At 40.8% G+C, this 25014-nt stretch carries 13 protein-coding genes; 8 read left to right on the forward strand and 5 right to left on the reverse strand.

All coding sequences use genetic code 11. The features are described from left to right. Nucleotides 1–110 precede the first annotated feature (110 nt). The 3 genes from U859_RS0102240 to nagB all read right to left on the reverse strand — a co-directional run bounded on the left by U859_RS0102240 (nucleotide 111) and on the right by nagB (nucleotide 4994). A complete protein-coding gene (locus U859_RS0102240; protein WP_025141816.1) occupies nucleotides 111–1127 on the reverse strand; it encodes a LacI family DNA-binding transcriptional regulator in 1017 nt (338 codons plus the stop codon). A 38-nt stretch (nucleotides 1128–1165) separates the two neighbouring features. Beyond that, nucleotides 1166–2326, reverse strand: a complete 1161-nt coding sequence (locus U859_RS0102245) for an acyltransferase family protein (RefSeq protein WP_025141817.1) — start codon at nucleotides 2324–2326, stop codon at nucleotides 1166–1168. Between the two features lie 742 nt (nucleotides 2327–3068). Further along, entirely contained in the window at nucleotides 3069–4994 is a 1926-nt protein-coding gene (nagB, locus tag U859_RS0102255) for a glucosamine-6-phosphate deaminase (RefSeq protein WP_025141818.1), read from the reverse strand. A 151-nt stretch (nucleotides 4995–5145) separates the two neighbouring features. Between nagB and U859_RS0102260 the strand changes: the two genes are divergently transcribed. From U859_RS0102260 to U859_RS0102270, 3 genes are all read left to right on the forward strand, one after another. Further along, on the forward strand, nucleotides 5146–6342 hold the full coding sequence (locus U859_RS0102260; protein WP_025141819.1) for an anhydro-N-acetylmuramic acid kinase: 1197 nt from the start codon (nucleotides 5146–5148) through the stop codon (nucleotides 6340–6342). A gap of 190 nt (nucleotides 6343–6532) precedes the next feature. Beyond that, complete coding sequence (locus U859_RS0102265) at nucleotides 6533–9670, forward strand: SusC/RagA family TonB-linked outer membrane protein (protein ID WP_025141820.1); 3138 nt, start codon at nucleotides 6533–6535, stop codon at nucleotides 9668–9670. Between the two features lie 17 nt (nucleotides 9671–9687). Continuing rightward, a complete protein-coding gene (locus U859_RS0102270) occupies nucleotides 9688–10983 on the forward strand; it encodes a RagB/SusD family nutrient uptake outer membrane protein (protein WP_025141821.1) in 1296 nt (431 codons plus the stop codon). Between the two features lie 40 nt (nucleotides 10984–11023). On the opposite strand, the gene U859_RS0102275 is transcribed toward U859_RS0102270, so the two are convergent. Next, entirely contained in the window at nucleotides 11024–11770 is a 747-nt protein-coding gene (locus U859_RS0102275) for a DeoR/GlpR family DNA-binding transcription regulator (RefSeq protein ID WP_025141822.1), read from the reverse strand. Between the two features lie 242 nt (nucleotides 11771–12012). Here U859_RS0102275 and U859_RS0102280 point away from each other — a divergent pair, with 242 nt between their 5' ends. From U859_RS0102280 to U859_RS0102300, 5 genes are all read left to right on the forward strand, one after another. Next, nucleotides 12013–15093: a SusC/RagA family TonB-linked outer membrane protein gene (locus U859_RS0102280; RefSeq protein ID WP_025141823.1), complete on the forward strand. Its 3081-nt coding sequence runs from the start codon at nucleotides 12013–12015 to the stop codon at nucleotides 15091–15093. Between the two features lie 8 nt (nucleotides 15094–15101). After that, nucleotides 15102–16712, forward strand: coding sequence for a SusD/RagB family nutrient-binding outer membrane lipoprotein (locus tag U859_RS0102285; protein ID WP_025141824.1), 1611 nt, complete (start codon nucleotides 15102–15104; stop codon nucleotides 16710–16712). Between the two features lie 24 nt (nucleotides 16713–16736). Beyond that, nucleotides 16737–17534, forward strand: a complete 798-nt coding sequence (locus tag U859_RS0102290) for a DUF4397 domain-containing protein (RefSeq protein WP_025141825.1) — start codon at nucleotides 16737–16739, stop codon at nucleotides 17532–17534. A 269-nt stretch (nucleotides 17535–17803) separates the two neighbouring features. Further along, a complete protein-coding gene (locus U859_RS0102295) occupies nucleotides 17804–21034 on the forward strand; it encodes a SusC/RagA family TonB-linked outer membrane protein (protein ID WP_025141826.1) in 3231 nt (1076 codons plus the stop codon). Nucleotides 21035–21042: 8 nt separating this feature from the next. Continuing rightward, nucleotides 21043–22695, forward strand: coding sequence for a RagB/SusD family nutrient uptake outer membrane protein (locus tag U859_RS0102300; protein WP_025141827.1), 1653 nt, complete (start codon nucleotides 21043–21045; stop codon nucleotides 22693–22695). A gap of 63 nt (nucleotides 22696–22758) precedes the next feature. Here the strand turns inward: U859_RS0102300 and U859_RS0102305 are convergent, their stop codons facing one another. Continuing rightward, entirely contained in the window at nucleotides 22759–24591 is a 1833-nt protein-coding gene (locus U859_RS0102305) for a PQQ-binding-like beta-propeller repeat protein (protein WP_025141828.1), read from the reverse strand. Nucleotides 24592–25014 lie beyond the last annotated feature (423 nt).

Genomic DNA, 25014 nt, shown 5'->3' on the forward strand with positions numbered 1-25014 from the left:
TACTACCCTTAGAGGCCATCATTTCGAGCGGAGCGCAACGTAGTCGAGAAATCTGCCTTGATAGCTCTCTCCATTCCACTGCGTTTCAGTCGAGATGACGTCGCCTCATTTCAACCTTTTTTATCAGTAGATTCTCTTTCTATAATACTTGGGTTAAGTATAATATGTTCCATTTTGGCATAAGGATTCTCCTGACTGATCATTTTGAGGAACATTTTGGCGCATTCTTTACCCATTTGCGAAGCATGCTGATCAATGGTTGATAAGCTGGGTGTGATGTAGGCTGAAAAGGCCTCGTTGGCAAAACCGATTACGCCAATTTCTGGTGGTGTTTCACCAATCTCTTTAAGTTTTTGGATTACACCCAGGGCCGTAAAATCGTCTCCCGCTATAATGGCATCGGGTTTATGGTTGCGCATCAGTTTACCTGCGCCAAAACGGCCATCTTTTATAGACAGTCCCCCAAAAATTAAATGATCCGTTATAACTGGTAGTTTATGGTCCGCAAGTGCTGCCTTGTATCCCTCTAAACGGTCGTTAAAGATTTTAACCTGATGTGCTGTAGTTACAAAGGCAATTTTTTTAAAGCCTTTATCAATTAAATGTTTAGTGGCAATATAACCTGCCTTAAAATCATCAAGTGTGATGGTGGGTACTTTTAAACCGGCATTTACACGGTCGAAAAGGATAAGGGGTTTATTCTGTTCAATAATTTCGGCAAAGTGGGAAACATCTTTTGTTTCTAACGATAATGAGGCCATAATGCCATCTACCTGTGCCTCCAATAGCGTTCTTACGCCATTAACTTCGTTTTCTACAGATTCATTTGATTGATAAATAATTACCCTGTAGCCGCTGTCTTTCAGGCCATCTTCTATACAATGAATAATGGAAGCAAAAAAATGGGCCTGTACACTAGGTACAATTACGCCGATAATGTGGGTTTTTCCGGATTTTAATGCAGAAGCAAGTTTATTTGGGCTGTAGTTTAGCTTTTTGGCCATTTCTACTACGGCCTTTCTTGTGGTATCGCTTATTGCGGGGAAGCCACTTAATGCCCTCGAAACAGTTGATACCGTAATGTTAAGCGCATTAGCAATATCATATATAGTGGTTTTCTTTTTCAATTAGTCGGTAAATTCATCAAAATTAACAGGTAAAATTACTAAACCTTAATAATAATGTTCTTTTTATACATGAAATACAGTAAAATATAAAATCCCAGTACATAAGTAATTGCCCAAACCAAAGAAGCATTTATCGGGCTGAAAAATGGGGTATAGCAAGTTTCGTAAAACCTAACCAGTAACCCGGTTTTGGTGCCATCTGGTTTAGTTAGCTGGATCAGGTTGAGTACTCTGGGGGCCAATCCTGCCAGAAAGAACACCGTGATGGCATTTACCCCATAAACCACAAATGGAGTGGTAAATTTTTTATAACCCTGAACATCAATAATCCAATAACAAAGCGCCAGCGCGATGGAAGCAAATCCACCTGCGTACAATACATAAGAACTGGTCCACAGGGCCTTATTAATCGGAAATTGTAAATCCCATAACAAGCCTAAAATAACTGCTGCAATTCCCGTGGTAAAAAGCCAGGCTACCTTAGTTGGATTGTCTACATCTTTTCTGCGCATCCAAACCCCTACCAGGATACCAAAAAGGCAGGTGCCTATTGCAGGTAATGTACTTAAAATGCCTTCCGGGTCCCATGTTTTTGAAGATGCCCAGGTATGTGCTTCGGTTAAAATTCCACGGTCAATCCAGGCGGCCAAATTGGTTTCTTTTTCCAGGTTGGGATAACCTACGCCTGGAACTGGGATGAACGTCATTAATGCCCAATAAACGGCAAGTATTATAATTAATGCTCTAAAAATGTTTTTGGTAGAAACTTTAATGAAAATAATGCTGCTGATGATAAATACAATACCTATTCTTTGTAAAACGCCCAATAGCCTGACGGTTTGGAAAGCTTCCCAAATGGATTTATCGTCTATAATGGCGCTGATGATTTTACCGAAAATAGCCAGGAAAAAACCAAGCAGATATAAAATAATGCTCCGCTTAACCGCTTTGATAATCGTTTTTTGATGTGTAGCCGGATCTGCTTTGCTACTGCTCATGGCAAAAGCGATTGATACACCCACTATCCATAAAAAGAAAGGGAAGATCAAATCGGTAGGGGTGCAGCCGTTCCATTCAGCATGCTCTAAAGGTGCGTAAATGTGGCCCCAACTGCCCGGATTGTTCACTAAAATCATTGCGGCTACTGTTAATCCCCTAAAAAAATCAAGAGATAGCAATCGTTGTTTAGGTTCGGTCATGGTGAGTTGGTTTGGATTGAGCTAACTAATTTAGAGTATTGTTTTTAGAAAGAGAAATAAATAAGAAGTTGGGGCGCAAATGATCTGTCATCCTGAACAACGTGAATGATATTTTTTAAGTGTGGTTAGTGATTCTTCGTTAACAGGCTGTGCTACCATAGACAGAATTCAAAAAAAGGTCGTCATTGCGAGGAGGAACGACGAAGCAATCTATCATGCTAGTGATCCTTGCTATAAAGATTGCTTCGTTCGCTGAAAAAGCCTTCTCAGCAATGACGATCCCTTGGGAGATTTATTTCCATTATATTCTACTGTCATTTATATTGATTTTTATAAATAATTACCCCTCAGCATGACAGCCTGGGTATAGATTTTTATTTTTTGCCACGGATGCTCAAAAACACGAAGAGATTTGATTAAGCCAGATTATTTTCCTGAAGAAAGGCCTGGATCACAACGGCAAAGGCTTATGTTCAATAAACCTGACCGACAGCGTTATCCCGATTTAAGATTAATTTGTTTTACCGGTTTTTTATCAGGATTAAGCAAAGGGCAGGGCTAAAAGGACCGAAGCACCACGGACACTGCTTTCCAAAAAAAGAGATTTTGGATAATTAGACTTTAATTATGTTGGTTGGTGTGAAACCAACCAATGGGAGGGTGCTACGCTCAGCATGATAACTTTGTGGGCAAAAAAAAACCTGCTTTGCGTTAACAAAGCAGGTTTAATATTTATTTTAAACTAGTCTTCAAACTTCCAGCGTACAAAAGCTTCCATCGCTTCGTACTCTGCAAGGCCAAGTTCATCATAAGCCTTTGCCGTATCACGGTTACGGTCTTCAGCACGTTGCCAGAATTCCCTTGCATCATCACCTGGGAAAACGGCTCTGTCTTTTTGACTTTGGTGTTTAAAAATTGCATATTTCTTGCGTTCCAGTTCCTGCGGTGAAATTGGAACAGCCATTTCGATTTCGTAGGTTTCGAACTCTTGCCATGCACCACGGTACATCCATAACCAACAGTCCTGTGCCCAGGCTTCAGTTTTGCGTAAACGTTTTAATGCGGCAAGTATAATATTGAAACAAACGATGTGCGTGCCGTGTGGATCTTCGAAATCGCCCGCTGCGTAAATCTGATGTGGTTTAACTTTTTGTAAAAGTTCTATCGTAAGTTCGACATCAGCATCCGTTACCGGGTTTTTCTGCACTTTGCCACTTTCGTAAAACGGAAGTGCCTGGAAATGGATATGGTCATCCTCTAAGCCGCAATAACGTGCCCCAGCAATAGCTTCTCCTTTTCTAATCAGTCCTTTAACCGTTTGGATCTCTGGCGTATCTACCTGGTTTGGCTTTTTGTGCTCAATAAAGGTTCTCATTTTATTGTACAGATCCTTTAAATGAGTATTGTCCATGCCCATTTTCTCGGTAAAATCTACGTTGAATTCAACAAAACGCAGCGCATCATCATCCCAAACTGCCGTATTGCCCGAAGTTTGGTAAGCCACGTGTACATCATGTTTCTGGTCAACCAGGCGCAAGAATGTACCGCCCATTGAAATTACATCATCATCAGGGTGTGGAGAGAAGATAATTACACGTTTTTTTGCTGGTTCGGCTCTTTCCGGACGTTGAGAGTCGTCGGCATTTGGTTTACCACCTGGCCAACCCGTAATGGTGTGCTGTAATTTATTAAAAATATGAATGTTGATGTTGTAAACCGGCCCTTTTTCGGTAGCCAGTTGCGCCATACCATTGTTGTTATAATCGTCTTCCGTTAATTTTAAGATCGGTTTTTTAAGGGTATTGGCCAACCAGATTACCGCTTTGCGGATCAATGCATCTGTCCAAACACAATCTTTAACCAGCCATGGTGTATCAAAACGGGTCAGTTCTGAAGCTGCAGGAGCATCTAGGATAAATTCTACATTTTCAGAAAGCTGTAGGTAAGTTGCTGGTACTTCGCCCGAAATTTCGCCTTCAACGGCTTTTTTAATGATCGAAGCTTTTTTACGGCTCCAGGCCATTAATATAATTTCCCTTGCTTTAAAAATGGTACCAATACCCATGGTGATGGCTTTGGTTGGTACAAAGCTTTTTCCACCGAAATCGCGTGCGGCATCACGGCGGGTAAGGTCATCTAAAGTAACTAAACGGGTGCCCGAGTTTGGTGCAGAACCCGGCTCGTTAAATCCGATGTGACCGGTACGTCCTATACCCAAAATCTGGATATCAAGTCCGCCAAGATCACCGATTTTCTTTTCATACTCCAAACAAAATGCAGGGATATCCTCAAGTGCAAGTGTTCCGTCAGGAATGTGAACGTTTTTTCTGTCAATGTCGATATGATCGAAAAGATTTTCGTTCATAAAAGTAACGTAACTCTGTACGGCCGTAGGTGCCATTGGATAGTATTCATCCAGGTTGAAAGTAATTACGTTTTTAAAACTTAAACCCTCTTCTTTGTGCAGTCTAACCAGTTCGGCATAAACGGCAATTGGGGTAACACCTGTTGCTAAGCCCAGTACTGCAGGTGCGTTGTTTGCTTGTTTTGTTTTAATGAGCCCGGCAATGCGGTGTGCTACATTAATGGAAGCAATTTTTGGATTTTCGAACACGCTTACGGGTAATTTTTCGAAACGTGTCTCCTCCAGTAAATTTAATCTAGCCATGTTTTTTATATGGATTTTAATGTACGGAGCAGTAAATATAGACAGTTATACGCGATTTGTAACAAAGGATATTTACTTTTATTGGAAGTATTTACATAAAATTCGATTAAAGGGGCAGACAAACGTTTGATCTTTTTAACATAAAATCAATATGAACGCACAGATTCAAAAGTTGTATAGCAAAGCAGCAAAACCAGAACGTTTTATTATTGGGTTAATGAGCGGAACTTCTATGGATGGATTGGATATTGCACTCTGTTCGGTTAAAGGAAGTGGACCAGATACAAATATCCAGTTGCTGAAATTTAAAACGGGCGAATATACTGATGATTTCAGGGCAAAGATAAAGGCTGTTTTTTCAAAAAAGGAAGTTGATTTACAGCTGGTTTGCCTGATGAATGAACATATTGCAAATACACACGCTGCGCTCATAAACGAAGCCCTTTTAGTGTGGGGTATCCGAAATGAGGATGTTGACTTTATTGCCAGTCACGGACAGACCATTTTCCATGCGCCAAAATCTTTACATCAACTGGCCGATTATCCTAACGGCACGCTACAGATAGGCGATGGTGATCATATTGCCATAAAAACAGGAATTATTACCCTTTCTGATTTCAGGCAGAAACATTTGGCAGCAGGAGGAGAAGGTGCGCCTTTGGCAGTTTATGGCGATTACCTGATGTTTTCGAAAGCTGGTGAAGACCGCGTAATGCTGAACATAGGGGGCATTGCAAATTTTACTTACCTGCCAGGCAGTATGGATGCCAGTGCGGTTTTTTCGACAGATGTTGGTCCGGGTAATACCTTGATGGATCAGTACATGCAAAAGCATTTTAATCTGTTTTATGATAAAAATGCAGCTGTGGCCTTAACGGGCAAAGCAAATCCTCAACTTTTATCCTCTTTGCTGGATTGTAATTTCTTTGGTCTTGATTTTCCTAAAACCACAGGACCAGAATTATTTAACCTTGAATATTTAATAAAAGCCCAGAAAGCATCTTTAACGACAAATTTGAGTGAAGAAGATGTAATGGCTACCTTATGTCACTTTTCTGCAGAAACCATTGCCAATGCCATAAAACGCTGTTTTGGTATGGATGCCCGTGTGCAGGTTTTTATGAGCGGAGGCGGGATGCATAATCCTTTACTGGTAAAATTGCTTCAAACTAAATTGCCATTTTGTAATTTCTTAACTACTGATGATTTAAACATTAATCCCGATGCTAAAGAGGCTGTTTTATTTGCTATACTGGCCAATGAAACGCTTTGTGGCAAACCGATCAACTTTGGCGATAGGCAAGGGGTGCCTTCTGTTTGTATGGGTAAGATTAGTTTGCCTGAGTAAAAGTTGAGTCTATAGTTCATAGTCTAAAGTCCCAAGTTTTGAGTCCAGATTTACTTTTCAACATTACAGCTTTTCAACTTTTAACATTACAACCTTCGAACTTTTCAACATTCTAACCTTTCAACATTCTTTGTGTGGTATTTTGTTAAATTTGTTTTAACACTAATCTTCTAACACAAAACCAAATTTTATGGAAAAAAGTTACCTAAAATGGTCAACAGGATTTTTTGCGATTTTGTTGATCCCATTTATGCTGCTTCTGTTTACAGAAACGGCTCAGGCACAGAATAAGCGCTATACCATTAATGGTAAAGTAAGTGATGCCTCAAATAACGAAGCCATCCCTGGCGTTGTGGTTAAAATCCTCAATACAAGTTTAGCAACCAGTACCAATGCTAACGGAGGCTATGCTTTTGCGGTAGATTTAGCTCCCGGCAAATACCAGGTTCAGTTTTCTTACGTAGGTTACAAAAGTAAAGTTCAGGCAGTAGATCTTGGTACAAGCGATCAGGTTCAGTTAAGTGCTGCCCTAAGTGCCGATGCTGTTGGTTTGGATGAAGTAATTGTAACCGGAACATCACAGGGAACCACCCGAAAAGAATTGGGAAGCTATGTAAGTACTGTTAAAGGCGATGACCTGAACAAAGCACCTAGCGGAAACGTGTTGTCATCACTGCAGGGAAAAACGGCAGGTGCACAAATCAGCCAAAACTCAGGTGATCCTGCCGGTGGATTATCGGTTCGTTTAAGAGGAATCAGCTCTGTAAACTCTTCATCAGAGCCGCTTTACATTATTGATGGGGTAATTGTTAACAATTCAACAACCAGGGTTACCAATACTTCAAGCAACTATGACGGTGGAAACTTTGTTGGCAGTATCGGACAAAACAGAATGGTTGATATTAACCCGGCAGATATTGAGCGGATCGAAGTACTTAACGGCGCTGCCGCTGCTGCCATTTACGGATCGAGGGCAAACTCAGGCGTGATTCAGATTTTTACCAAAAAAGGAGTAAGCGGTGCGGCTCAGGTTAATTTTAGTACAAGTTTAACATTAAGCCATTTACGTAAACAGATTGATGTAAACCAATCGCCGGTAAGGTTTGGTACGCCAACAAACGCGCCCACACAAGATGTGATCCAAACCGTTGGCGATCCGCCATTTCTGCAGCCCAATACCATCCCTGTAACCCGTTACAATTATCAGGATTATATTTTTCAATCGGCCACAGGTACCGATAATACAATTTCTGTTTCTGGTGGTAACGAAAACACCAAATATTACACTTCTGCTGCTTATTTTAGTAACCAGGGGATTATTAAAAATACCGATTTTACACGCTATAATTTCAGGGCAAACATCGATCAGAAAATTACTGAATGGGCAAAACTAAGTGCTGGTTTAAATTATATCCGCAGCTCAGCCAACGAAAAGCCAGACGGAAACTCGTTCTTTTCGCCCATGAATTCGGTCACCATTATTGGTAATTTTCATGATATTTTTGCAAGAGATGCGAATGGCAATTTACTTGCTGTTGGCGAGCGCGGCAGGGTAAACCCTGTTTCGGTAATCGAAGATATTAAGCAACGCCAGGAAACCAACCGCATTATTGCCAATGCGAACTTAAAATTATATCCGGTAAAAAACCTGACATTAGATTTTACTTTGGGGGTTGATAACTCCGGACAAAGCGGCTCAACATATATTCCTCCGTTTGCATACAACGTAAACCCCGATTTTTATGGTGGAGGTGCTGCCTTAGATGGTACCCTTAATGGTTATGCAAGTGCGGCAACCAATAATGCCTTTCAATTTAATAATGAATTTAATGCAACCTATCAGGCCAAATTATCCGATCTGATTTCATCAACCACTCAGGTTGGTTATTCGTTTCAATACGAAAAAACCAAATATCAGCTGGTAAACGGCAGAGGTTTGGCTCCATTAATCGAAACGGTAAATGCTGCGGCAACACAATTGCCAAGTGTTGATGGAAGAACCGAACTTTCGGTTAGTGGCGGTTATGTTCAACAGAACTTTAAGTACAAAGATCATTTATTTGTTACCGGTGCCCTAAGGGTAGATCAGTCTTCTGTTTTTGGATCTGCTAACCGTACACAGGAATATTTAAAAGGAAGTTTAAGTTATGTGCTTTCGTCGGCCGATTACTGGAAAAGTTTTGGTGTTTCCGGCTGGTGGGATACCTTTAAAATCAGGGCAGCTTATGGCGAATCGGGTAATTTAACCGGTATTGGGGCTTATGACAGGATAAACGCTTATTCTACACAATCTTTCCTGGGCAGGGCCTCCCTGTTTTCGAGCGCAACTCTGGCAAACGAAAATGTTAAGCCAGAGCGTCAGCGCGAACTCGAACTGGGAACAGATTTATCATTTTTTAAAAACAGGTTTGGAATACAGTTTAACTGGTACAATAAAAAAGTAAGCGATTTATTAATTGCCAGCGTACAGGCTCCTTCAACCGGATTTTCCAGCCTGTTAGATAATATCGGTTCGTTAAGAAATAAAGGAATTGAGCTGGTATTGAACGGAACACCTGTTAATGGAAAGGATTTTAAATGGAATACTTCAGTTGTGTTTAACAGAAATAGAAATACAGCACTTAATGTTGGTGGTTTAAGGTTATTCAGCACAAATCCGGGTGCTCCGGTAGCCATTATAAATGATGAAGCAATTGGTGTTTTCTATGGAACTTTTTTTGCCCGTAACCCCGATGGCAGTTTGTTAACCAATGCTGCGGGCATCCCTCAGATTGAAAAAGGAATTCAAAATACGGCCACCACATTTACCCCTCAGCGGGATGCGAATGGCCTGCCAACAGGAACCACGCTGCGTAAAGTAATTGGTAATCCAAATCCGGATTATAACATGTCATTTGTGAACGATTTTACCTATAAAAGATTGAATTTACATGTGCAGTTTGATGCGGTACAGGGAGGCGATGTTTGGAATGCTGACTGGAGAACCCGCCAGGGTGTTGGAAACGGTAAAGTAGCCGAGCAAGAACAGATGGGGCAATTGCCAAGGGGATATGTTGCCGGTGTTTATGCCATTGAAGAATGGAGGATTGATGATGGATCTTTTGTTAAGTTAAGAGAAATTTCATTAAGCTATAACGTTGGTAAGCTGAAATTTTTAAGAGACCTTACCGTAACGGTAAGCGGAAGAAACTTGATCTCATGGGATAATTACAAAGGTTATGATCCGGAGTTAAATTCGGGCGGACAATCGACTATATTGAGAAATATAGATTTTGGTTCGGTGCCCATTCCCCGCACTTTCAGTTTGGGTTTACAAGTTAAATTATAATCGTTAAAGGAATTTTTATGAAAATTTTAAAAAATAATATTTCGACAAATATAACCTGTTTAACACTTTCGTTAGCGTTGTGCTTAGCCTCGTGTACAAAAGAATATCAGGATCCATCAAGGGCAAAAACCGATGTAGCTTTAGGTTCTCAACAAGGATTAACTGCGGTAGCCATTGGTTTGCAACGTGTTTATACCTTAAGCAGAACTGGTGTAGTGTTTAATTCTGTTGCCGCAAATGGCTTTGTAACCAATGAGCTTAGGTTGCTTAACACCGGGAATATTCCCGAATTGCAGTTGAGTACCGGGGGAAGCGCTGTAGATGGAACAAATACCATTTTGTTTAACCTTTGGGCAAGCGCCAATAAAATTGTGTACGATGCTGATTTAGTGATTGCTAACGCCGGCAATTTGGGAGATAAGGGATATGCCTCAGGGTTAATTGCCTATTCGAGTATATTTAAAGCCCTGGCCATTGGCAATATGGCACAATACTGGGAAAAAATCCCTGATGGCACGGGCAAAAATGTAGCATACATCACCCGTTCTGCCGGATTCGTAAAAGCAATTGCCGTTTTGGATAATGCTTTAACTGTTATTGCCGCAAACCCAATTTCTGCCGGTTTTTTAAGCAATGCACCCACTGACGTAAATATTGTAAATACGATACATGCATTAAAGGCCAGGTATGCATTATTTGCGGGGAATTACACACTTGCATTAACTGAAGCAACAGCTGTTGATTTAACAAAAGCATCATTTTTTAAGTTTGATGCTACATCTCCAAATGCATTGTTCAGCGTTGTTTCTTCCAATAATGTTTTTCAGCCTTTAAATGCAAACCTGGGCCTTACCGGAGCAAATGTTCCTGACGCAACCGATAAAAGAATTCCTTTTTATACCTTAATGGCCGGATCGCCTGCAACCTTGCGTATGAGTGGTTTCGCGACCGCAACAGCAAGCCCCTTCCCGATTTATTTGCCAGGCGAGATTATTTTAATAAAAGCCGAAGCACTTGCCAGGCAGCCGGATTTAATTAATTCATTAATTGAACTGAATAAGGTAGTAACCAAAACCTCTGATCTTTTTGGGGTGGCCGCTGCATTACCTCCGTTGGTTGGGCCTTACACGCAACAACAATTGCTCGATCTGATTTACAAACACCGTTCGATTGAATTGTATGCATCAGGCTTAAAAATCGAAGATATGAGAAGATTTAATCAGCCATTAACAGATCGTAAACGGAATTTTTTCCCTTATCCTTTCCAGGAGCGGGATAACAATACCAATACCCCTGCTGATCCTGCTTTTTAATAAATTAACCAAAAAGGTTCCGATATTTCGGGACCTTTTTTTATAAAATATTCAGCTCTTTTTCGCGGTAGCGCGAAAGCGATTCGTGGCCTAAATCCAGCTCTGTAATCAAATGGCTAATACTTTCTATCGGGCAAACCCTTAACCTCAGCGCAATATCCAGTTTCTCGGAAATACAAAGTACGGCTGTTCTTTTTGCACAAGCCAGCATGGCTTTTTTAAGCTGGTTAATTTCCCAGTAAGTATCTGTTAAACCTTCATCAGGGTGGATGGCACTGGTGCCCATTAAACATAAATCGGCCTTTATTTCTGCTAACTGCGTAATAACCTGTCCGCCGTAAGTAACCTGCGAATTTTTAGAAAACAGGCCGCCGATCAAAATCACTTCAATATTATTGTATTTAGCCAGCTCTACCGCAACCAGCGGACTAATGGTGAAAAACGTAGCCGTTAAGCCCTGTGGAAGTAGTTTTACAAACTCTAAAATCGTTGTTCCGCCACCCGTTAAAACCACCATGCCATCCTTTATTAGCTGAACTGCTTTTTTACCGATTGCTATTTTGCTGTCTCTGGCGTATACCGTACTATCATCAAAAGAACTGTGGTACGATTTGGATAAAGCACCTCCATGTACCTTATAAAGCAGGTTTTCATCAACAAGTTCCTGTAAATCTCTTCTGATGGTATCTTCTGAAACATTGAGTAATTGGACCAGATCAGAGGTTAATACGCGGTTGTGCAAATTAATCTGACGCATGATGAAGTCGTGACGTTCTTTTTTCAGCATAAGTAGGTGTTTGGTTTTAAACGAATGTATAAAAGATTTTTAGATTTTTTAAATATTGCGTGTTTTTGCGTTTTGTTGCAATAAAATATTGTGCGTTAACGCAATAAATCTTTTTCATTTGTTCTTATTGTCAAAAACATTCAGCATATTTACTTAACTAACATCAAAACTGCGTGAATTTGCGTGTTTTGACTAGCCGGAAAACAAACAACAACCTGTAACTAAATTCTTACTGACTAATTATGATGAAAAAACTACTTTTTAGTTTTATCGGTATCATGCTGTCTGCCCAAATTTTTGCGCAGCAGATAATTATTACCGGTAAAGTCAGCTCTGCTGACGGGCCAATTCCCGGTGTCTCCATCCGGGTAAAAGGAGGCAGCACCGTTTCGCAAACCAGCAACACCGGAAATTATTCCATTAAAGCATCAAAAACCGATGTATTGGTGTTCTCCTATGTTGGGTATAAAACTGTAGAGCGTACTGTAGGCGCCAACACAGCCATTAATGTTACCCTTTTAGCCGATGCCGGCAACCTGAATGAAGTAGTTGTTACGGCTTATGGGATTGACCGCGATGTTAAATCGCTGGGTTATTCTACCCCAAAAGTTTCTGGAGCGGAAGTAGCTGAAACCCAGCGGAACGATTTTTTTGGTGGATTACAGGGGCGTGTACCGGGTTTATCGATCAATAGTACCAATGGAAACCCCGGTGCTTCTGCGCAAATTGTACTGCGTGGTTTCGTATCAATTAGTGGCGATAACAATGCGCTTATCGTAGTAGATGGGGTACCAATTAATAACAGTACATTGAACCAAACCCGCGAACTCGTTTCGGGCGCAGCAAACAGAGATCAGGATTATTCGAACAGAGGGATGGATATCAATCCCAACGACATCGAAAGTTATGTGATTATGAAAGGTCCCGAAGCTACTGCATTATACGGGAGTGCGGGTGCCAGCGGCGCGATTTTAATCACTACAAAAAAAGGCAAAGCGGGGCGTGGAAGCATCAATTACAGCAACTCGTTTAGGATAGAGCAACTGAATAAATTTCCGGAAATACAGACCAAGTACAACACTGGGGTTTCTAACGGCGTTTACGATGGTGGTTCATCTAACTTTTTTGGCCCTGCATTTTTGCCTAATACACCGCTTTACGATAACATCCACAATTTTTTCGAGACGGGATTTACGCAAAAACACAATTTATCATTTGAAGGTGGAACCGATAAATTCTCTTATCGCTGGTCTAATGAATATACCGATTCGAAGGGAACAATCCCCACAACAAGTTACACCAGAATTTCCTCAAGAGTAACAGCTGTTGGTACCATTTCGCCGGTTTTAAAACTAACCACTACCTTCAATTACATCAATTCCAATAATGATAAGGCTAACAAAGGCGCTAATGGTTCGCTATTGCAGTTGATGCGTTTTAGTTCGGCTTATAACGTTCAGGATTATCAGGATGCTAACGGAAACCGGCTTTTGCACCTGGCCAGCATTTATTCGGAGTTTGATAATCCCCTTTGGGATGTGATTAAAAACGTAAATAATGATAAAGTTAACCGTTTGATTGCCAATACCAATGTAGAGCTGACGCCTTTAAAATGGCTGCGTATCAATGGGATCATTGGTGCCGATATTGCCAATACTAAAGGCTTATCGGTATATCATGCGCAATCTTACCGGGGTTCGGGTTCGTCTTCAGCTCCAACAGGCGGTACGGTAATGACTTATGATCAACTGGCCAAAGTATTTAACGGATCGTTAACCGCTACAGCCAAACATAAATTCGGCGATTTTAACAATACTTATGTAATTGGTGCTACTTTTAACGATTACAATTCTACCACCGATTCTCAGCGTGGTACGAACATGTACGATCCCAATTTTTACAGTATTAACAATACATTGCCAACTACACAGCGTACATTAACCTATGTAAACCGCTACCGTACCGTAGGTGCTTTTGCACAAGCCATTATGGGTTATAAAACATTACTGTATCTAACCTTGTCGGGCAGGGTTGATGGTGCTTCGCGCTTGATGCCGAACAATCCATATTTTGCCTATCCATCTGCAAGTTTAGCCTTTAATTTTACTGATCTGGCCAGTATTAAAACAGCTCTGCCCTGGTTGGATAATGGTAAATTAAGAGCTTCTTACGCCTTAACGGGTAAGGAGCCATGGAGGGAATATTCTACTGGTACGAACTATGAGGCCAAAAGGTTTACAGGAGGAGGTTATGCCTATTCTTACTATGGCGGTAACCCGAACTTAAAGCCAGAGGTGTCAGAAAATTTCGAGATCGGTACTGAAATGCAGTTCCTGAAAAACCGCATCGGATTGGATTTTAACTATTACAATCTGCTGAGCAAAGACCAAATCATTAATCCCCGTTTAAGTTATGGTACGGGTTTCGTTTTAGAGATGATGAACGGTGGGACCGTACGTAACCGCGGTATCGAGGTGCAGCTAACCGGTAATCCGATCAAGGGAAAAGACTTTAACTGGAATACTACTTTAAATTTTACCCGCAACCGTGGTGTGGTATTATCATTGGCAAATGAACTTCCTGAGCTTTACGAGTCTGATACCTGGGTGGTTGGCGACATTAGAAGTGCAGTGCATCCGGGTTACAGCACAGGTGCCATCAGCGGTACCAGGTTTGCCCGTAATGATAGGGGCGATATCCTGATCAATCCATCATCAGGTTTACCATCGGTTACTGATACCCAGTTTTATCCTATCGGCGACAGGAATCCAAAATTTACTTTGGGTTTCGTAAACAGGTTTAGCTATAAAGGCTTTAATCTCTCTTTCTTATGGGATTTCAGGTATGGTGGCGATGTGGTTAACGGCACCGAATATGCTTCTTACATTAAAGGGATCAGTATTAAGACATTGGATAGGGAAGTGCCCAGGATTATTACAGGCGTATTGAACGATGGTTTGCAGAATACCGCAAACCCAACGGTTAATACCATTTCTGTAACACCATATTATGCTTCTAACTATTATTCTACAAATGTTGCACCAGAGATGTTTGTGGAAAGAAACATAAAAACACTCCGTTTAAGGGATGTTACTTTGGCTTACGATTTTCCGCCGTCATTAGTTAAGCGTATCGGGTTTATCCAAAGCTTTGGCGCCTTTTTTACGGTGACCGATTCTATTTTGATTACCAATTATTCTGGTGGAGATCCGGAGAGTAATTCAAATTCGCCGGGTGTGGGCGGTATTGGTGGTTACGGTATTGATTATGGTAACGTGGGTAAGCCGATCGGTTTCAACGTAGGATTTAGGGTTAAATTATAGCGAATAACATGAAAAGATTATATAAATTATATATTGCTGCGGCAATATTGTTAATGGCCGGAGGATGTAAAAAATACCTCGATATCAATACCAATCCTGCAGTACCACAAACCAGTAAAGCAGAGTTGTTGCTTCCGCCGATTCTATTCCAGATGACAAACGGAACCTCGCAGGATTACCGTTTTATTTGGAAAATTACACAAAATCTTATTGGGGCATCAACTGATGATGGATCTATTGCTTTTGAAAAACACACTTACATCCGTTCAAGCGATAACGGAGGGGTAATCTGGAGAATGACCTATGTCGATCTGGGCTTGAATCTCGAGAATTTAATTAATGATGCTGTCGCTAATCAAAAATATGAATATGCGGCAATCGGTTATGCCATTAAAGCCTGGGCCTATCAGCAAACCACGGATCTGCATGGCCCGATTATTTTAGATGAAGCTTTTACGCCCGGGATGTTAAAATTTCCTTACCATGATCAACCGGAAGTTTATGCAAAAGTGCGTTTCTATTGTGAGCAGTCGCTAAAATATTCTGTGATGAAAAGTCCGTTAAACTATGCTACGCAATTGGCCAGTGTTACCGGAGATGGGATTTATAAAGGAGACATGGCGAAATGGCGAAAATTTGTATATGCCATTTATGCATTGCAGTATAGCCATTTGATTAACAAGCCTGAGTTTAAAGCCATGTATGCCGATAGCGTGGTTAAGTACACTAACTTATCTTTCGCCAACGAGGCCGAATCAGCAACGGTTTATTTTTCGGCTGCCAGTCAGGATGATACCAATCCTTTTGGTCCAACATTGGGCTATATTAACACCGCCGGAACAACTTCAGCTTATTATGGAAGGATTTCCACCACCATCTTAAATTATCTTGCCGGTGGAGTGAAGGGAACGCCTACGGTGAACCCAACAAGCTCGCTTGATCCGCGTTTAAGCAGAATGTTGCCTGCAAGTACAGCTGCCACTACTTTGGGCAGGTACATTGCCGGTGTTCCAACCCAGGGTAGCAGTACATCTGCGCTGCCAATTGTTTTTGGATCAATCCCAGCAGGTGCCACGATTTATAACGGAAAATATATTTTTGCCGATGCTGCAAGGTATCCCATCATGACTTATTCGCAATTGCGCTTTGCTAAAGCAGAGGCGTTATTTTTACAGGGGAAAACCGCAGATGCCTATACCGCATATAAAGAGGGGATTTCGGGGCACATGGTTTTTTGCAATACCTATGGCCGTTCTTCCAAAACGCCTGATCCCCTAATTACCGATGCAGAGATTAATACCTATTTAACTTCTACTGAAGTTGCGCAAAGTGCTGCAACATTAACGCTAGCCGATATTATGGGACAAAAATACATTGCACAATGGGGATGGGCAGGTTTGGAGCAGTGGAATGACCTCCGGAAATATCATTACGATGCCAATGTTTTCAGGCAGTTTTATCAGATTCCGGCAGCAGATCTTTTGTTGGGTGGCAAATATGCCTACCGTTTCAGGCCACGTTATAATTCCGAGTATGTATGGAATACCGAAGAGTTGCGTAAGTGGGGTGGATTGGATATTGATTATATGACTAAAGAAACCTGGTTTAGTCAGCCGTAAAGTTTTATTTTAAAGCATATTAACATGAAGATATTTTCTAATTTATTCGCCTGCCTGTTTATTGCTATGGCTTTAACAGGTTGTACTAAAAATGTACTCGATTATGGCGAAACCGAAAAGTTGACCAGCGATCAGGCACTGTTAAAGGTAAATTACGCCTCCTATTATTATAATAACAGGGCCATAGCCATTAAAATTAACGATAAAAGGGTAAGTAGCGTAATTACTGCCCGTACACCATTTCCTGGTGGTGGGTACAACACAGGGGGGAGTTCTACTGCCGATTTTCTTGCGGTAAACCCAGGCAATTTGAAACTCTCCATTATCCTTCCAAAAAAGAAAGACGACGGAACAGATTCACTGGTACTGTACAGCACCACGTTTCAGATCCAGGCAGGCAAAAACTATGTTGCCCACATCACAGATACAGCTGCTTTTACTAAAAATGTATTAACAGAAGAAAGTTTCGTTAGGCCTGATACGGCATATTGTAAATACAGGTTTATCAACCTGATGCCTAATGTTCCATCGGTAGATCTGTATTATGGAACCAGTGCCACTGATAACACAAAAGACTCGCTGATTGCTGGGAATGTAAATTATCTGAACATTACCAATGAGATTAAACTAAGGTCTGCGCAATCAAAAACCTGGAAAATCAGGCCGGCAGGGGCAGCCGTAACCACAGCAACGGTTCTGGCGAATTATACCAGTGCGAGTACCTTTTTAAACCAAAGGGTTTATACCATTTTTGCGAGTGGCTACAATGGCATTAGTACTGCACCGCGGAGGCCTTATGTATCCTTCTTTTTGATAAGATAATTTTCTCTCTTTCATTTAGTTTAAGCCACCGCTAAATTTTAGCGGTGGCTTTTTTTGTTAAAAATAATTTTATTAAAGATATCAGAACCTATTTAATTGCGCCTTTATGCGGTTTTTTGCAATAATATCAAACTAATTACAATATAAAGCCTCTGAATATTTGTAAATAAGTGGAAAACAATTATGATATTTACTTAAAATTCAGGAATATGCGGTATTCTGCGTGTTTATGAATCCGAACTAACAACAAACATCATTAACTAGTGTTTATGAAAAAAAAATTACTATCAATCTTTTTTGGTGTGTTTTTGCTGGTGGCTCACGCCATTGCGCAACAAAGCACCATTACGGGTAAGGTTACATCAGAAGATGGACCAATACCAGGGGTTTCTGTTAAAATAAAAACAGGAACCACAGTAGTACAAACTGATGGCAATGGAGTTTATTCCATAAAAGCCAGCAAAGGCGAAACCCTCGTATTTTCTTTTATTGGTTATGTAAGTCAGGAGAAAACCGTGAGTGACAGCAATACCATTAATGTGGCATTGGCTTCCGAGTCGAAAGGACTACAAGAGGTTGTAGTTGTGGCTTTTGGTACGCAGAAAAAAGCAAACTTAACAGGGGCGGTAACAACGGTTGATGTTACCAAAACTTTTGGCAGTAAACCCTTAAACGATCCTACAAAAGCCTTACAGGGTATCGTTCCTGGTTTAACCATTACTTATGGAAACGGTGGGTTAACCTCTTCACCGAACATCAACATCAGGGGAGTTGGATCAATAAACGGAACCAGCAAACCATTGATTATTGTAGACAATGTGGAAACACCTGATCTTTCGATTATTAACCCGGCCGACATTGAAAGTGTTTCTGTATTAAAAGATGCGGCATCAACTTCAATTTATGGAGCAAGGGCCGCATTTGGCGTGGTCTTAATCAAGACCAAATCGGGTAAGAAAAACCAGCCGACAAAAATAGTTTACACCAACAACTTCTCGTGGAACAAACCAACGATACTGGCCGATTTTGCCAACCCTGTTGACGAATTGCAGGCCCTTTATGATGCATCGGTTAGGGCAGGTACAACTTCGCCCGAAACTTTTGGTATGCAGTTAACCAAGCTCAGGGATGGTATTGCAAACTGGCAAAATAAATATGCTGCTACGAATACTGGAAATGATATGATATTGGGTCAGGATTTTGATTACGTAGATGGGCGTGTTTATTTCTACAAGGTGTGGCATCCTAAAAAGGAAATGCTGAAAGATTATACCGCTCAATCAAATCATAATTTAAGCTTACAGGGTGGAAGCGATAAAATCGGCTATTATTTATCTGGCGGTTATGCAAATGAGGGTGGTATCTTCAAATTAAATCCTGATGAGCTTACTAAATACAACATCAGCGGTTCGATAAATGTGGCGGCAACCAAATGGTTGGATGTTGATGCTAAATTCTTATACAGGAACTTTAAATATGATTATCCATATCAATACCAAAATTACTGGTATTACTTTTGGCGTTGGGGTTCTTATTTTCCTTATGGTAAATATAACGGAAACTATTTCAGGCATACTCCTGCCTATCTGGCAAATGCGCAAACATCTAGTGTTACCGAAAATTATAGCCGGGTAGATTTGGGTGCAACCATTAAAATTACCAAAGATTTAAGTATTCGTGCTGATTACACCTTGGGTAGAACAAATGCATTAAGGCATGAAGTTGGTGGACCAATTAATGCAATTGATTTTTGGACAGCAGGTACACCACCGCTTCTGGCAAATATTGCAACAGCAGCGCAGGATGTGGTGAGTTACGGTGAAACCAGAAATATGGTGAATACGCTAAATGCTTATGCCACTTATCAAAAAACTCTTGCTACCGATCATAATATTAAAATTACCGCTGGTGTAAACTCCGAAAATTATGACAACGTCCAGTTTACAGCGGCAAGAAACACCATTTTAGACCCTACAAGACCAGAACTTTCTTTAGCAGTAGGTACGCAACTGGCCAGTGGTATACATGGCAGCACAATTAATGGTGTTCCATACCCTGTTGGAGCATATGCAGGTTATTTTGGCCGTTTTAATTACGATTACAAAGGGAAATACCTGTTGGAGTTAAATGGAAGATACGACGGTTCTTCTGCATTTTCCAAATTGGATAGATGGGGCTTTTTCCCTTCTGCTTCTGCGGGTTACCGTTTAACCGAAGAAAAATTTATGAGCTTTATCAAGCCATATGTTGATGAGGTTAAATTTAGGGCCTCTTATGGTTCGGTTGGTAACCAAAATGTTGGTGGCCAGTATTATATCCCGTCAATGGCTGCATCAGGTGTTAATTGGATCACGCCTACTGGAACAACATTAACTACGGGTATTGCAGCACCCATTCCGGTTGCCCAGTCGTTAACCTGGGAGAAAATTCAAACACTTGATTTTGGTACCGACATCCGTTTACTGAAAAACCTTGTTGGTTTATCGGTTGATTATTATCAACGCGATACCAAAGGCATGTTGCAGCAGTCTTCTGTTCCGGCTACTTTTGGATCTGCAGGCCCCAGAATTAATGCAGGAAATTTTAGAAACCGTGGTTACGAAATCAGTTTAGATTTAAATTATCCGGTTAGCCAGGATCTTAACCTATATGCTACCCTAACCCTGGCAGATAATAAAACAGTATTTACAAAATGGAACAACCCATCTAATTTAATTTATCAGAATAATCCAAACTATCAGAACGCTGGTTTTTATGTAGGGCAGCAATATGGTGAAATCTGGGGATTCGAAACAGAAGGTTTTTTTCAATCTGCAGACGAAGTGAAAAACTCTGCTAGTCAGGTGGCTTTGCAAAATGGAAACTTTGTTTACGGGGTGGGTGATGTTAAGTACAAAGATTTAAATGGCGATGGCGTAATTAACCAAGGTAAGGGAACAGCTGATGATCATGGTGATTTAAAAGTGATTGGCAATAGTCAGCCCAGGTATCAGTACAGTGCCCGTTTAGGTGGAACTTTTAAAGGCTTTGATATCGATGTATATATTCAGGGCGTAGGAAAGCGCGATTATTGGGGTCTGGGTACCATGATTATCCCTGCTTATGGCAATGCCGATATTATGTATGCTAACCAACTAGACTTCTGGACACCTTCAAATCCAAACGCATTTTATCCACGTCCATATATTGGCAATAGTGCAACCAAAATTGCTCAATTTCCTGCAAGTGGAAACAACTTCTACCCCCAATCTAAATATTTATTAAACCTGGCTTATGCCCGTTTAAAGAATGTAACCATAGGCTATACCTTACCAAATAACTGGTTGAAAAAATATGGTGTAGAGAAATTTAGAATTTACGTGAGTGGACAAAATCTGGCAACAATTTCAAACGTGGGTGCACCAATAGATCCTGAAATGACAGATGGAGAAGCTGGCTACACAGGCCGTACCTTTCCGTTTAACAGACAATATTCTTTCGGTGTTAACTTAACATTATAATAAGAACGATGAAATTAACTAAATCAATACTATATCTATCATTTATTGCAATTCTGGGCATTAGCTGTTCTAAAGACTTAAATATAGATACACCAGATCAGTTTTCTGATGATAACTTCTGGACAAGTGAAAATAATGTGCGTACCTATAACTGGGGTTTTTATGCCCTGTTTACCGGTTTTGGAACAGGTACAACCGCCGATTTTTATTTTTCTACCTTAACGGATGATCAGGATGCGGCAACCTTTCAAAATTTTGCATTAACAGCACCAACTACTTCAGCCGATTGGGACTGGACCTACGTGCGCAAAGCCAATATTATGCTAGAACGTACCAGCAAGGTGCCGATGAGCGATGAAGCGAAAAAACACTGGAACGGGATTGCTAAATTTTTTAGGGCGATGGATTACTTCAGTAAAGTTAAAACTTTTGGTGGTGTGCCTTACATCGGTAAATCGTTGGATATTTCTCAAACCGATGTAATTTACAAACCCCGCGATAGCCGTCAATTGGTAATGGACAGTGTTTTAAGTGATATTAATTATGCTGTAGAAAATATCCGTGTTAACGACGGCGATAACGTTGTAAACCGCGATGTTGCCTTGGCTTTGAAAGCCAGGATCTGTCTTTTTGAAGGTTCTTACAGGGTTTATCATACCGAATTAGCATTGCCAGATGCAGATAAATTTTTAACACAGGGTAAAGATGCCTGCGAAAAATTAATGACTGGTAAATATCTCCTTAATGCGGATTACAGAAGTATTTACAGTTCAATGGATCTGGCCGGAAACAAAGAAGTATTACTTTATAAAAAATATCTGGCCGGTGTATTAACGCACTCTGTAATCGGTTATACCAACAGTACCACTCAAATGAGCGGTTTAACAAAATCAGCTGTTGATGCTTATCCTGCAATTGATGGTTTACCAATTGGGCAATCGCCACTTTATCAGGGCGACAATACCATTACTACGCTTAGGGCAAACCGTGATAACCGCTTATTAGGCACAATCGATAACTTTTTGTGTTACAACGGTACTTTGGTAAATGGTTACAGCTCGAGCACCGGTTACCGTCCTTCTAAATTTTTAAACCCGGCTTCCAACCAGCTGGCACCTTATAACGAAACGGATGCGCCGATTTTTTACTATCCTGAGGTTTTACTTAATTATGGAGAAATTACAGCAATCCTTGATCAATTAGGCAAACTTACTTTTACCCAGGCTGATATGGATAAATCAATTAACCTTTTAAGAACCCGGGCAGGGATTACCAAGCTAACTGTTACCGGTGGAGGAAATGTAGCTGCGGGAGGAACTGCTGTTGCCGATCCGAAAAGAGATGCTGATGTTTCTGCTTTAATGTGGGAAATAAGACGCGAGCGCAGAGTAGAATTAATGATGAATGGATTTAGATACCAGGATTTGATGCGCTGGAAAAAAGGTGAATATCTGGATAGAGCAAAAAATGTAGAAGCTTTCTTAGGTGCCAAAGTACCAGATAACGGTAAGGTGTTAAGAAATGCACAAGGCTATATTGTGCCTTATGCTACAACTTTAACCAGAACATTTGTTGATCCAAAAAATTATTTGTCGGCAATTCCTACCGGTCAAATTAGTTTGTATCCTGCAAATACACTGCAGCAAAATCCAGGCTGGTAATGTAATTTGAAATAATTGATAACCTCCTCAAATTAATTTTTGAGGAGGTTTTTTTTATACCTGTTATTTTGTTTTTAACCATACCACTTTACCATCCATGGTGCTGGCCAGGATATTTTTACTGTCAATCACATTCACGGTATTGATCATCGAGTTATCTATTTTATGTGCCCACACTGTACTTTGCTGTTTAGGATCAATGGCGTAAATCACGCCGTTTTTTGTGCCGAAAAATACCTTTCCATCTTTTTCGATTAACATGGAAGGAACGTGCTCATAACCAAAACCAACATTATAACGCCATAAAATACCCGGATCTTGCGACTGTGCTTTGTAGGCTACAATTTCATCCTGCATGGTTTTGCCGTAAATAACGGTGCTATCTGCTGACTGGCCAATCGATTCGCGGACCGTAGCTTCTTTGTTCCGCCATAGCGTACTGCCGTTTTTTGCGTCAATGGCCGTTAAATAACGGTCGGGAGCAGCAATATACACAATACCCTGATAAGCAACTGGCGTTACCATCGCCGGCGAAAACATTCTGTTGGCCTGTCCATTGTTCCATTTCCAGAGCAGGTTCCCTGTGTTGATCTCGAGGGCGTAGAGATGCCTGCCCCACGATCCAAAAATAATTTTGCCCTGATAAATAAGCGGTTTGCCCACTATAGTACCTTCAACTGCTGCAAAAGCCCAGATTTCTTTTCCTGTTTTAACATCCAGGGCCCTAAAAGTATTATCGCTGCCACCAATGTATACTTGTTGGCCGTTAACCACTGGCGATCCCAGTACCGAATTCGCTGTTTCCTTATGCCAGATTTCTTTTCCGTTTTTAGCATTCAGCGCATAAATGGTTCCATCGCCCGAACCTAAAATAACGGTTCCGTTCACTGCCACAGGAGAAGAGTAGATAGCACCTTTGGTTTTAAATGTCCATACTTTTTTGCCGGTATTCTTGTTTAAGGCCTCAACCAAACCCAAGCTGTTTCCAAAAATAACGTTGTTTGCAGCATAAGCTGGTGTGTTTACCACATTGGCGTTTGAGTGATAAGACCAAACTTCTTTCGTATCCTGATATTTATTGTTGAGGGCAAAATCGGGACGTTCGTATTTTTTCTGATCAGCTGCAAAAGTTTTCAACGCAATTTTTCGCCATACCGGAAGGATATCCTGCGTTGGTTTTTTGGTCTGAAAAAATACCGTGTCTTTGGTCATGCTCACAATATTGTATCCGCCAATGCTGTCTTTCGCCCTTAAATTGGAACGTCCCATAGTAGCTTCAATGCCTTCAAAATTGTAAGGATGGTTGTTATGGCCATGGCCACATATCGCATATTGAATGTTGTATTTCTTCAAACGATCTGTGGCTTCATACCAGTTGTCTAAACTATTATCCAGTGGGTAGTGGTTGGCAAAAACTATGGGCATATTTTTAGGTGTGGCTTTAAGCACACTATCTAACCAAACCGTGGCATCTCTTGGGATATGTCCGTCACTCATCCGCACATAAGGCCCCGAAGCACAGGCAATAAAACGGTAGCCATTATGATCGAAAACAAATTTATCGCCGCCAAACTCTTTTATGAAATTTACACCTCCTGATTCCGACCAACCTGTATCGTGGTTACCTGGGATAATGTGGTAAGGTTTGTTTAATTTTGAAAGGATGTCTTTTGCCAGTCTAAGTTCATTATTGGTGCCCATTTCGGTAATGTCACCAGTAATAATTACAAAATCGATGTCTTTTAATGTGTTAAGGTCTGCAACGGTTCTGTTTAGGTCTTCTTCCCCTGTCGGCGAACCCACATGTGTATCAGTTACAAAAGCATATTTAAAATTCTGGGCTTTTACAGAGAGCGATAAGAGAATAGCAAACAGTAAAAGAATGCGGTGTTTCATAGTTGTTTTTTGTTAAATTGTTTTACTATAAAAATCGACATTTTTTAGGGCTTAAACGGGCTTGTAATGCCAATTTTACGTGTTAAGTTAGGGTTAAATTGAGTCCGAAGTCTGATGACGGATGTCCGAAGTTTTAATACCTTACAGCGACAGGTTTAAACAGGTTATTACTTTTTGAACATTGAATTTAATCATTAGTCCCATATCTTCATGCGAACCGAAGTGCTTGATTGGTGAGGCAGCGTGAAGCAATCTTTTCAGTCTGAAATGCCTCCCCAAGGCAAGCCTTTCAGGGAGGCATTCTGAGGCCAGGCGACCTGCACTTTCCGAACTTTAATAAACACAAATTGAGCAATCGTTTTTTGGCGCGTTTAAAATTCTGTGTTAATCAGTGTTTTGCGTGGCCATATAAGTTTCAATGAA

The organism is Pedobacter jeongneungensis (assembly GCF_000633455.1).
GTDB classification, from domain to species: domain Bacteria; phylum Bacteroidota; class Bacteroidia; order Sphingobacteriales; family Sphingobacteriaceae; genus Pedobacter; species Pedobacter jeongneungensis_A.

Bases quoted from the DNA above. Each gene is read 5' to 3' on its own strand.
- U859_RS0102285 (WP_025141824.1), top strand. From the start codon at position 15,102: ATGAAAAGATTATATAAATTATATATTGCTGCGGCAATATTGTTAATG.
- U859_RS0102300 (WP_025141827.1), top strand. From the start codon at position 21,043: ATGAAATTAACTAAATCAATACTATATCTATCATTTATTGCAATTCTG.
- nagB (WP_025141818.1), bottom strand. From the start codon at position 4,994: ATGGCTAGATTAAATTTACTGGAGGAGACACGTTTCGAAAAATTACCC.
- U859_RS0102295 (WP_025141826.1), top strand. From the start codon at position 17,804: ATGAAAAAAAAATTACTATCAATCTTTTTTGGTGTGTTTTTGCTGGTG.
- U859_RS0102260 (WP_025141819.1), top strand. From the start codon at position 5,146: ATGAACGCACAGATTCAAAAGTTGTATAGCAAAGCAGCAAAACCAGAA.
- U859_RS0102245 (WP_025141817.1), bottom strand. From the start codon at position 2,326: ATGACCGAACCTAAACAACGATTGCTATCTCTTGATTTTTTTAGGGGA.
- U859_RS0102290 (WP_025141825.1), top strand. From the start codon at position 16,737: ATGAAGATATTTTCTAATTTATTCGCCTGCCTGTTTATTGCTATGGCT.
- U859_RS0102270 (WP_025141821.1), top strand. From the start codon at position 9,688: ATGAAAATTTTAAAAAATAATATTTCGACAAATATAACCTGTTTAACA.
- U859_RS0102280 (WP_025141823.1), top strand. From the start codon at position 12,013: ATGATGAAAAAACTACTTTTTAGTTTTATCGGTATCATGCTGTCTGCC.
- U859_RS0102265 (WP_025141820.1), top strand. From the start codon at position 6,533: ATGGAAAAAAGTTACCTAAAATGGTCAACAGGATTTTTTGCGATTTTG.
- U859_RS0102305 (WP_025141828.1), bottom strand. From the start codon at position 24,591: ATGAAACACCGCATTCTTTTACTGTTTGCTATTCTCTTATCGCTCTCT.
- U859_RS0102275 (WP_025141822.1), bottom strand. From the start codon at position 11,770: ATGCTGAAAAAAGAACGTCACGACTTCATCATGCGTCAGATTAATTTG.